Source organism: Acidimicrobiia bacterium, assembly GCA_035651955.1.
Lineage (GTDB): Bacteria > Actinomycetota > Acidimicrobiia > IMCC26256 > JAMXLJ01 > JAMXLJ01.
On the sequence record DASRES010000027.1, the window covers coordinates 1 to 10,468 of the forward strand.

13 protein-coding genes are annotated in these 10,468 nt (G+C 72.2%); 5 read left to right on the forward strand and 8 right to left on the reverse strand.

Annotation, left to right across the window (positions count from 1 at the left end; genetic code table 11):
* Window positions 1-362: 362 nt before the first annotated feature.
* Window positions 363-635, reverse strand: a complete 273-nt coding sequence (locus VFC33_06950; GenBank protein ID HZR12973.1) for a hypothetical protein — start codon at window positions 633-635, stop codon at window positions 363-365.
* Window positions 636-796: 161 nt separating this feature from the next.
* On the opposite strand from VFC33_06950, the gene VFC33_06955 reads away from it, so the two are divergent.
* The 3 genes from VFC33_06955 to VFC33_06965 are packed head-to-tail and all read left to right on the forward strand — an operon-like array spanning window position 797 to window position 3,089.
* Entirely contained in the window at window positions 797-1,600 is an 804-nt protein-coding gene (locus VFC33_06955) for an SDR family NAD(P)-dependent oxidoreductase (protein ID HZR12974.1), read from the forward strand.
* Complete coding sequence (locus VFC33_06960; GenBank protein ID HZR12975.1) at window positions 1,597-2,427, forward strand: NAD(P)-dependent oxidoreductase; 831 nt, start codon at window positions 1,597-1,599, stop codon at window positions 2,425-2,427. Before VFC33_06955 ends, VFC33_06960 begins: the two co-directional genes overlap by 4 nt.
* Window positions 2,424-3,089 carry a carboxymuconolactone decarboxylase family protein gene (locus VFC33_06965; GenBank protein HZR12976.1) on the forward strand — a complete coding sequence of 222 codons (666 nt, stop codon included), beginning with the start codon at window positions 2,424-2,426 and terminating at the stop codon, window positions 3,087-3,089. The genes VFC33_06960 and VFC33_06965 overlap by 4 nt, the downstream gene beginning before the upstream one ends.
* A gap of 26 nt (window positions 3,090-3,115) precedes the next feature.
* Here VFC33_06965 and VFC33_06970 read toward each other — a convergent pair whose 3' ends face one another.
* From VFC33_06970 to VFC33_06990, 5 genes are all read right to left on the reverse strand, one after another.
* Window positions 3,116-4,039: a DMT family transporter gene (locus VFC33_06970; protein HZR12977.1), complete on the reverse strand. Its 924-nt coding sequence runs from the start codon at window positions 4,037-4,039 to the stop codon at window positions 3,116-3,118.
* A gap of 46 nt (window positions 4,040-4,085) precedes the next feature.
* The gene (locus VFC33_06975) at window positions 4,086-4,898 is read right to left on the reverse strand and encodes a methyltransferase domain-containing protein (protein HZR12978.1); all 813 of its coding nucleotides are present in this window, start codon (window positions 4,896-4,898) and stop codon (window positions 4,086-4,088) included.
* A gap of 33 nt (window positions 4,899-4,931) precedes the next feature.
* Window positions 4,932-5,219 carry a MazG nucleotide pyrophosphohydrolase domain-containing protein gene (locus tag VFC33_06980; GenBank protein ID HZR12979.1) on the reverse strand — a complete coding sequence of 96 codons (288 nt, stop codon included), beginning with the start codon at window positions 5,217-5,219 and terminating at the stop codon, window positions 4,932-4,934.
* Window positions 5,220-5,416: 197 nt separating this feature from the next.
* Window positions 5,417-5,923, reverse strand: a complete 507-nt coding sequence (locus tag VFC33_06985) for a YkgJ family cysteine cluster protein (protein ID HZR12980.1) — start codon at window positions 5,921-5,923, stop codon at window positions 5,417-5,419.
* 6 nt (window positions 5,924-5,929) lie between these two features.
* Complete coding sequence (locus VFC33_06990; protein ID HZR12981.1) at window positions 5,930-6,409, reverse strand: SAM-dependent methyltransferase; 480 nt, start codon at window positions 6,407-6,409, stop codon at window positions 5,930-5,932.
* Window positions 6,410-6,436: 27 nt separating this feature from the next.
* Between VFC33_06990 and VFC33_06995 the strand changes: the two genes are divergently transcribed.
* Window positions 6,437-7,423, forward strand: a complete 987-nt coding sequence (locus tag VFC33_06995; protein HZR12982.1) for a DUF72 domain-containing protein — start codon at window positions 6,437-6,439, stop codon at window positions 7,421-7,423.
* A gap of 2 nt (window positions 7,424-7,425) precedes the next feature.
* On the opposite strand, the gene VFC33_07000 is transcribed toward VFC33_06995, so the two are convergent.
* Both VFC33_07000 and VFC33_07005 read right to left on the reverse strand, forming a co-directional pair.
* Entirely contained in the window at window positions 7,426-8,415 is a 990-nt protein-coding gene (locus VFC33_07000) for a hypothetical protein (protein ID HZR12983.1), read from the reverse strand.
* 10 nt (window positions 8,416-8,425) lie between these two features.
* Window positions 8,426-9,805 carry a flavin monoamine oxidase family protein gene (locus VFC33_07005; GenBank protein ID HZR12984.1) on the reverse strand — a complete coding sequence of 460 codons (1,380 nt, stop codon included), beginning with the start codon at window positions 9,803-9,805 and terminating at the stop codon, window positions 8,426-8,428.
* Here VFC33_07005 and VFC33_07010 point away from each other — a divergent pair.
* On the forward strand, window positions 9,804-10,468 hold a 665-nt coding region (locus tag VFC33_07010; GenBank protein HZR12985.1), incomplete at its 3' end, for a phosphotransferase. The two genes, VFC33_07005 and VFC33_07010, sit on opposite strands and share 2 nt — an antisense overlap.

Consider the following 10,468-nt stretch of genomic DNA (forward strand, 5'->3'; position numbering starts at 1 on the left):
CGCTTCACGTCGGCCTCACCCTGCCCGCCGACGCGGCGCTCGCCGGTCAAGGTCTCCGTCGCGCACGAGCCACCCCGCCCGGAGTCGACGGAGACCTCCCGGCGACCTCGTCCCCCGCGACGTTACCGGGTGTGATGCATCGCGCCGTCCCCTTGCGGAGGGAGTGACCTCGTCACACTCAAGTGGCGGTGCATCGCGACCCGATACTTCTCGGGAGGCGGCGCGACCCCCGTCTCGCCCCGGACTGTCTCCCCGACGCGTCCGGCATCACACGAGCGCGCCCCCGGCACTCGCCCCCGCCAGAGCCGGGGGCGGCTCGCGTCTCACGGCGAGAGCGGACGCGCCGTCCATCCAGGGCGCAATCACTCCCTTGGAGCTTCGAGAACCCTGAGGACCGCGTCGGGCGCGGTGAGCGAGACCAGCTCCGCATCGCGTGTGGCGCGGTAGCGCGCCGTCAAGAACGGGATCCCCCGTTTGCCGGACACCGCGCCGAAGTGGACCTCGAGCCGTTCCTCCCCCCGCCGGAAGATCATCACGAGCCCGGCCGATCCGGCCGACGTCTGCGATCGATCCCAGCCGTTGCGCTCGGCCTGGCGCTCGATCGTCCGCCAGAGCGGATGCCGACGGTCGGTCACGCGAGCACGCCGTTCGTCACACGCTCGGCGACCAGGCGTCGCCGCTCGCTCGCGGCGATCTCTTCGGGGCTCACGCTTCCTCCGGGAATGCATGGCCCTCACCCCGCGCGCATCCTGGCACCGTGCGCGAGCCGTCACGCGGATGGGAGGGTTGCGGTCGCATGACGGTTCCGTTCGACCTCGACGGCGCGGTGGCGGTCCTCACTGGCGCGGGGAGCGGCATCGGCCGCGCAGTCGCGCGCTCCTTCGCGGCTCGTGGCGCGCGCGTGGCAGTGAGCGACGTCGACGCGGGGCGTGTCGAGGAGACGGTCGCGCTCGTCGCACGCACCGGTGGTGAGGCGATCGGCGTCCCGGTCGACGTCGCACGGCAGGGCGACCTCGAAGTGCTGCGCGACCGTTGTCTCGAGCGGTTCGGCCGCGTCGACGTCGTGTGCAACAACGTCGGCGTTCTCGTCATGGGCGCACCGGAGTCGCTGCCTGTCGAGGCCTGGCAGCGCGTGCTCGACCTCAACGTGTTGAGCATCGCCCGCAGCAACCTCGTGTTCCTGCCGTTGCTGCTGGAGCAGGGTCGCGGGCACGTGGTGAACACGGCCTCCGCGTCCGGCTTGCTGGCATACGGGTTCGACCGGCTCCCCTACGTCGCGAGCAAGCACGCGGTCGTCGGGGTGTCCGAAGCGCTCGCGCTGTATCTCGGTCCGAAGGGCATCGGCGTCACGTGCGTCTGCCCGTCGGGCGTCGCCACGAACATCGTCGAGCAGATCACGTTCTACGGGGAGGCGACGTCGCCGCGCGCACCGCAGCACGCCCTCGTCGACGCGGATGTCGTCGGTGAGCTCGTCGCCGTCGCCGTGACCGCGGGGACGTTCCTCGTCGTCACCGCACCGGAGATCCACGACGAGCTGCGCGCGCGAGCGTCGGACCCGGAGGCGTACGTGCAGCGGATGATCGAGGAGCAGTTGTCGTGACACGTGTCGGCTTCGTCGGGCTCGGCGGCCAGGGCGCGCCGATGGCTCGTCGCATCGTGGACGCGGGCTATCCGACGACGCTGTGGGCGCGCCGTCCCGAGACCCTGGAGCCGTTCACGGGCACCGGCGTGGCGATCGCGGCGACGCGCGCCGAGCTCGGTGCCGCATCGGACGTCCTGTGCGTCTGCGTCGTCGACGACGCCGGTGTGGACGACGTCCTGCGGGGGCCCGACGGCGCGCTCGCGACGATGGGCGACGGGTCGATCGTCGTCGTGCACAGCACCGTGCATCCCGCGACGTGCATCCGCCTGCAGGACGACTTCCCCGCGCTCCACGTCGTCGACGCGCCCGTCAGCGGCGGCGGCCAGAAGGCCGCGGACCGCCAGTTGCTCGTGATGGTCGGAGGACCCGCCGACGTCGTCGCCCGGTGCCGCCCGATCCTCGAGACGTTCGGCGACCCGGTCCTGCACGTCGGACCGCTGGGCGCGGGCCAGGAGGTCAAGCTGTTGAACAACGTGGTGTTCGCCGCGCAGCTCGCGCTCGCGGCCGAGGCGTTCGACCTCGCCACGCAACGAGGGCTCGACCGCGCCGCGGTCGCGAGCGTCCTCGCGAGCGGGAGCGCCCGCAGCTACGCGGCCGAGGTCGTCGCCGGGGGCGGCTTCGACCTCGACTTCCTCGCCTCGGTCGCGGGGCCGCTCCTCGCCAAGGACGTCGGCATCCTCGCCGAGCACGCCGCCCTCACGGACTCGACGTTGCTCGCCACCGCCGACGCCGCGCTCGACCGCATGGGAGTTGCGCGACCGAGCGCCGAAGGAGGAGCGCGTTGAGCGACGACGTGTGGAGCCGTCCCGGTCTCGGCGTCCGCGATCGGCGGTTCGTGACGATCGTGTGCGTGAGCGCGGCCGTCGACGGACCGGCGATGGACGACCACGTGTACGCCGCGCTCGCGGGCGGCGAGCTCACGCTCGAGCAGCTGAACGAGCTCACGCTGCACTTCGCGGTGTACTGCGGCTGGCCGCGCGCGTCACAGCTCGAGATGACGGTCCGCACGCAGTGGCAGCGCCTGCACGACGAGCGGGGCGAGCCGGCGCCGCCGTTCCCGGTGCGCGGCGTCGACGATCTCGGGATCCCCGACCCGGCCGAGCGGATCGCGGCAGGTGTGCGCTGCTTCGAGGACGTGAACCTCATCGGCGCGCCGTCGCAGGACTCGCCGTACTTCCACGCCGGCATCCTGAACTACGTCTTCGGTCACCTGTGGCTGCGGCCCGGGCTGACGCGCCGCGAGCGTCGTCTCGTCACGATCCCGTGCGTCGGCGTGTCGGACGCGATCGGGCCGATCTGGTCCCACGTGACGTCCGCGCTCGGTTCGGGCGACGTGTCGTACGACGAGATGCAGGAGCTCGTCCGGCACTTCGCGGTCTACGCCGGGCGCCGTCGCGCGCAGGTGCTGCAGGAGGTCGCGGCCCGCTGGCAGGCGGAGAGTGGCTGACCAGTGGCGCGCTGGCGTACGCGCCGCTACTCCGCGTCGCAGACGGCTCCCGCCATCGCGTCAGGCGCGGCGTGGCGGCGCGCCGCCGGTGCGACGAGGCGCTCCTCGGCCCGCGCGAGCGCGGCGATGTCGACGAGCATGACGACGACGGAGAGCACGACGACGGTGACCACGATCGCACCGTGTGCGGCGAGTCGCTCGTCGAGGATCCCGAAGCCGAGCGCCGCCGCGGTCAACGGTCCCATCGCCTCGGTCGTCCCGACCGACGCGGCGAGCGAGCCGGTCTGGAACGCGCTCTGCGCGATCGAGACGCCGCCGATCGACGTGACCGCGAGGAGGTACGGCTCCCAGTGCGGCACGAATCCGAACACGCCGTCGCCGAAGTAGTGCACGAGCGCCTTCGTCAGGATCGCGGACGCACCGAACGAGATGCCGGCCGCGATGCCGAGCAGCGCGGCGCGTGTCGGACCGCGGCACGCGCGCGCCGACGTGATGCACGCGACGATCACGACGAACAGCGTCGGACCGGCGACGATCCATCGACCCGCGGGCGCGATGTCACGTCCGCCGGTCGGCGACACCTCGTACAGGAAGATCGCGAGCCCGCCCGACAGCATCAGCGCGGCGATCCAGTCCCTGCGCAGCACCCGTCGTTGCGTCATCACCGCGCCGAGGACGAGCGCCATGATGATCCCCGACGCGAGGATCGGTTCGACGAACGCGACCGCGGCCAGCGCGAGCGCGCCGGCCTGCGTGAGGTAGCCCCCGACGTCGGACAGCAGGCCGAGCAGCCAGCGCGGCCGGCGGACCAGCCGGAGCAGGAGCCCCGGGCTCATCGAGTCGTCGTCGGGGACGCGTTCGGCCTCGGTGAGCTCGAGCACGTTGCTCAGCGCATACAGGAACGCGGTAAGCACGGAGAGCCCGACGGCGAACCCGACCCGGACCGACACGGCACGAGTATTGCGCCCCGGGAACGTCGTCCCGGGGAGACGCCGGTCAGGGCCGCAACGCGACCGTGATGTCGACGGCCTGGACGTACTCGTAGCCGCCCTCGACGGCGTGGCCGGCGAGCCGAGCGGCCGATGCTTCGCGGTAGCGACGGAGCTCGTCGGCGTCGAGCGTCTCGAGCATGCGTCGTATGCCGGTCGACCACGTGAACGCGACGAACTCGTCGACGTCGCGCAACACGAACCGCTCCTCGACGCGAGTCGTGCTCACGCCGGCGAACCCCGCCCGTTCGAGCGCGGCCCGCAAGCCCTCGGCCTTCCGCACCGGGCTGTCCGGGAGCGTCGGCGGACGACCCAGCTCGGCCGCGACGTCGGTCACCCACGGGTAGCACGACACCGCGTCGGTGAAGGTCGACGCCGCGAGCCGGCCGCCGGGAACGAGCACACGGTGGCACTCCGCCAGCGCGCGGTCGGGGTCGGGGAAGAAGAACACGCCGAACCCGCAGACGACCGCGTCGAACGACTCGTCCGGCGCGTCGATGTGCTCGGCATCACCGACCCGCACCTCGACCTGGCGCAGGCCGTGCCCGGCGAGCTCCTTCGCGGTTGCATCGACCATCGCCTCCGAGATGTCGAGACCGATGACACAGCCGCGGGGACCGACGGCCGCAGCGGCTGCGCGCGAGCACGCGCCGCGCCCGCACGCGACGTCGAGCACCCGCGCGCCGCTCGTGAGGTCGGCGATCTCCACCAGCCGCCGGGCGAACGTGCCGAAGAACGGGATGACGGTGTCGTACGTCGGTGCGAGGCGGTCGAACAGACCGGCGACGCGCGTCTTGACGTCCTGGGCTCGCTCCTGCATCGGGGCAGGCTAGCGACGGTCGCACCCAGCTCGTCATCCCGTGCAGGTGCACGGGGCGCGGCCGCATCGCGGGCAGCCGTTCTCGTAGCGCTCGACCGCGATGTCGAGCGAGAGGCCGAGCTGGTTCGCGAGCGACGCGAGCCACGCGAGCGTGTCGCCCAACTCGTGGAGCTGCTCGTCTTGCGTCCCCTTGCGCACGGCTCTGGCGAGCTCCCCCATCTCCTCGGCGAGCCATGCGACGGTCGCGGGGATGCCGCGCGCACGATCGCGTGCGCCGTAGATGTCCTCCATCAGCCGCTGCAGCTCGGCCAGATCGGTCATGGAGCTCCTCGAGGTCCGCGGGCAAAGGTTCCGCGGGACCGTTTCGAACAGCGTTCAGAACGGTCCCGCGGGACCGCCCTGTGCGAGCGACGTCGCCCGGCACGCACGCGGCGGTCCCTCTCGACGCGGCGTGGCGTCACCGGTGATGCCGTATGTGATGCCACGCGTGCCGCGCAGACCCTGCGATGCGCGCGGCGTCATGTCGATCGCAGTGCGCGCACCGCCCGCTCGGTCGCGTTCCGACCCGTCACACGGGATGCGCAGGCGCGCAACGCGTCGGACGTCGCACGTGCGTCGGCGTCGGCGAACGTGAACCGCCACCGCGCGACACGTCGAGCGACCAACTCGTCGTCCGCCTCGATCCCGGTCGCCGCGAAGATGCGGCAGTCGTACGTGCGGCACGCACGGGGGCGGTGGTCGTAGATCGAGCAACGGTCGTCAACGAGCATCGGGCAGCGGCCGTCCTGGTCGTAGCCGAGGACCCGGTGGCCGCGCGGCAGTCCCGGCGCGGGGAACAGCAGCTCGCGCGGGATGTGCGCGAGCGCGTCGTGCTCGTCGGGTTCGACGTGCACGAACTGCGACGACCGGCAACACGCGTTGCACCCGTCGCAGGGAACCTCGGCGCCGCGCTCGCCCCGGAGCGCGGCGCGCATGTCGCGCAGCCAGGTCGAGAAGTCGCCGGCGTCGAGAACGGTCTCGTCCAACTCGTGCTACTCCCAGTACTCCCGCATCAGCTCCCTCGACCATCCCGGTTGTCGCACCGCGCCACGGGGTCCGAACTCGTCCATCCACGGCTTCACGTCGAGAACCGGCGTGCCGTCGATCGCGTCGAGGCCTCGCACGTGCAGCGCGAGCCCGTCGACCGCGAGCAGCTCGCAGCGGCTGACGCCGATCCGGTTCGGCCGCATCTTCGCCCGCTGAGCGAAGATCCCGACCGCGGGCCAGTCCTCGCGGCCGCGCGGGTGGCGCGCGCCGATGGTCACGGTCGCCGGGTCGACGCGGTGGAACAGGAACACCACTTCGACGTGCGAGAACCCGTCGAGCCCGTCGGTCGCGCTCGACGGGAACCGGTCGGCGTCGAGCACGATCGTCGCTGCGACGCCGCCCCAGTGGTCGTCGACGGCGTCAGCGCGACCGCCGACGACGGCACCGATGGGCTCGAGCGTGACCACCTCGTGAGGACGCACCATCACGCCATTGGAGCAGACTGGTCCGGCATGCCGGCGAAGAAGAAGGCGGTGCCCGCGCCAGACGACGACCGGTTCGTCCCGGCCGGCCCGGCGTGGGAGGTGCGGGACCGGTCGCTGCTCGTCGGCGTGACGGCGTGGACCGAGCCGACGCTCGTCAAGTCGGGGCTGTTCTATCCCGACGACGTGACGAGCGCCGAGGAGCGCCTGCGGTACTACGCGGCGCACTTCCCGATCACCGAGGTCGACTCGACCTACTACGCGCCGCCGGCGCGCAACGTCGCGCAGGCATGGGCGGAACGCTCGCCCGACGGGTTCGTGTTCGACGTCAAGGCCTACCGCCTCCTCACGGAGCACCCGACCCCGCCGGGATCGCTCTGGCGCGACATCCGGGAAGACCTTCCCGCCGATCTCGCGAAGAAGCGGAACGTGTACCCGAAGGACCTGCCCGCGGAGGTGCGCGACGAGGCGATGCGTCGCTTCCTCGACGCGCTCTCGCCACTCCGCGACGCCGGCAAGCTCGGCGTGATCCTGTTCCAGTTCCCGCAGTGGTTCGTGCCCGGCAAGCACGCGTTCGACGCGCTCGACGCGCTCGCGCCCGCCGTCGCGCCCGACCGCGCCGCGGTCGAGTTCCGCCAGCACCTCTGGATGGACGAGAAGCACGCGGAGCGCACGCTCACGTTCCTCGACGAGCGCGACCTCGTGTACGTGTGCGTGGACGAGCCGCAGGGGTTCAAGTCGTCGGTACCGCCGACCGTCGCGGCGACGGCGGACGACGTCGCCGTCGTGCGGTTCCACGGTCGCAACGCGGAGACGTGGGAGAAGAAGGGCGTCACCGCGGCGGAGCGGTTCGCGTACGACTACCCCGACCGCGAGCTGGAAGAGTGGGTGCCGAAGCTGCAGGAGCTGCGCAACGACGCCAAGAGCGTCCACGCGCTCATGAACAACTGCTACCGCGACTTCGGCGTGCGCAACGGCGCGACGCTCGCGGCGATGCTCGACGAGACCGAGGAGTAGCGCTACTCGATCGGGACGACCGGCTTCCCGTCGCCGTCGAGCTGGTGCAGGTACTCGGCGATTCCGTACCCGGTGCGGTCCTCGTACGTCCAGCGGGCGAGCCCCTCGTTCAAGACGGTGCGCTGCCCACCGCGGTCGTGCGCGACGGGCGCGACGCGGAGGAGCTCACCGTGCAGCTCGTGCACGCGGCCGCGCTTGTCGGTCGCGCGCACCTCGGTGACGCGATGCGTGAGCCCGTCGGGCTCGAGCTCGGTGTGCACGTCCCACTCGCGGATCGAGGCGTGCTCGCCGTCACGCCACACCCACCCACGGTGCAGGTCGCCGAGCTCGGTACCGATGCGGATGCCACCGAACGCGACGTCGTCACCGACGTTGATCGAGAACCACCGCCACATGCGCGGGCCGCCCCACCGGCGCGGCCCCCAGGACTTGTCCCGGTTGCCGCGCGCGTCACCGAGCTCGTGACGGGCGCCGTCGACGCCGATCCAGCCCGTCCACCGACCGGCCTGCTCGAGATGACCCTTGCCGACGGTCTGGCTCGTCGCCGCGCTCGCGCCGTTGGCGCCGCGGCGGGCATCACGTTCGCTCCCCTGCCCGTCGACACCGACCGCGGGCGTGAGCGCGTCGAACCGGACGTCGAGCGCGAGCGCGACCGGTGCGCGCTCCGTGTCCTGTACGGACGCGTCGCCTTCAGCCGTGATCCGCCACGAACGCATCGGTTCGACGCGCTCGTAGCGCACGCCCCCGACCGCGAGCTCGGTGTCGGTCATCTCGCGGCACTCGCGCACCGACGAGAGATGCGCGAGCCCGCCTCCGGGAAGCCACACCGACAGACCGACGTCCATCGTCCCCTCGTTCGGGCGCACGCCGATGCGGGTGAAGAACCCCGAGTCGCTCACCGGGTCGTACGCGTTGAAGTAGTACGACTCGCTCCACGCCTCGTCGCCTTCGACCGGGTGCGCGAAGTCGTGACGTTCGTCGAGCAGCGGCATGCGGCGAACACTACGCCTGGGCGAGGACCTCCCGGGCGGCGCGCTCGCCCGACTCGAGGGCGCCGTCCATGTAGCCGTTCCAGCGCGTCGCGGTCTCCGCCCCGGCCCAACGGACGCGTCCGACGGGCGCGCGCAAGGCGGGTCCGTACTGCGTCCACACACCGGTCGGGAAGTGCGCGCCGTAACAGCCGCGTGTCCACTCCTCGGCGGACCAGTCGAGCTCGACGTAGTCGACGCACCGGCGCGCGCGATCGCCGAACAGGCCGACGAGCGAACCCAGGACGGCGTCCCGACGTTCCCCGGCCGGGACGAACCCGAGCCGGCGCGCCTCGGCACCTTCGAGGAACGCGACGAGGATCCCGGGCCGGCCGGACGGCGGCGAGTTGTCGAACGTGATCTTCACCGGGCCGTTGGTGCTCGTCGCCTGACCCGTGAGCCCGTCGTCGCGCCAGAACGGCGCGTCGTACACGACGTTGATCTTCGTCACCGAGCCGGCGGGAACGCGCTGCAGCAGCTGGTCGAGGTACGCGGGCAGCGGCGGGTCGAACGCGATGCGACCGGCCAGCGTCGGCGGGACGGCGACGATCGCATGGCGCGCGTCGACGAGCGCGTCGTCGGTCAGCGCGATCACGCTGTCCTCGCGTTGCTCGATGCGCCGGACCGGCGAGCGCAGCCGGACACGGTCGCCGAGTGCGTCCGCCATGCGCAGCGCGACGAGCTGGGAACCGCCGACGACGCGGTCCTGCTGCGCGCCGCCGCGCGTGCCGGCGAGCATGTCGACACCGCCACCCGAGTGCGTGTACAGCAGCGCGTGCAGCAACGAGAAGTCGGACGGCTCCGCGGCGAACACGGCTGACGAGTAGACCCGGAACAGGTCGCGCGCCTTCGCGGTGAGCGCGTTCCGGCGGATCCACGTCTCGAACGTCTGCCCGTCCCACCGCGGGGCGTGTCTCGCGGCCCAGGGGGCGTCGAGCGGGACCTGTCGCGCCATCCGGTCGAAGCGCAGCTGGGCCTGGGCCATGTCGGCGAGCACGAGCGGGCTGATGCGCGGGATCGTCCCGCGGTAGCGCGTCGTCGTCGGGCCCGTCTCCAGCACGTTGTCGCCCGTGTCGTACGTCGGGAACGTCTCGAGCCCGAGCTCGCGGACGCGCCGCGCGATCCGGTCCTGGGTCGGGCCGATCCACTGCCCGCCGACCTCCACGACCGTGCCGTCTGCGAACGCATGGTTGAGGGTGCGGCCGCCGACACGATCACGGGCCTCGAGGACGACGACCTCACGTCCCTCGCCGGCGAGCACCCGCGCGGCCTCCAAGCCGGCGAGCCCTGCACCGAGCACGACGACATCGGTCTCGATCCGCTCCACCATGTGCGTGCAGGATAGGGAGCGCATGACGGCGCCGACGGGCGACGCACCCGGACCGCTGCTCGCTCGCGGGCGCGCCGCGGACGTGTACGCGCTCGATGCTCACCGTGTGCTGCGCCGGTACCGCTCCGACTACGACGCCGAACCCGAGGCACGCCTCATCGAGCACGTGCGCGCGCACGGCTACCCGACCCCTGCGGTGCACGACGTCGACGGACGCGATCTCGTCCTCGCGCGCGTCGACGGACCGACGATGGTCGACGACTTCCTTCGTCACCCGGGCTCGATCCGCGCGCACATCCGAACGCTCGCGGCCCTGCACGCGCAGCTCCACGACATCCCGGCACCGGACTGGCTGGTCGACGAGCCCGCAGGCCCGGGCCCGGCGATCGTCCACCTCGACCTGCACCCGCTGAACGTGCTGCTCACGCGCGACGGTCCGGCCGTCATCGACTGGACCAACGCCGGTCGCGGACCGGCCGGCGTGGACGTCGCACTCACCTGGCTGCTGCTGCGGACCGGCGAGCCGGACGACTCGCGCGTCGCCCGCGTCGCGGGGCGGCTCGGGCAACCCGTGATCGCGCGCCTGTTCCGCCGGGCCGCGGACCCCGACGGCCGGGCGTTGCGCGACCACCTCGCGGCCGCGGCGCGCTATCGCCTCGCCGACCACAACCTGCGCCCGGGCGAGCA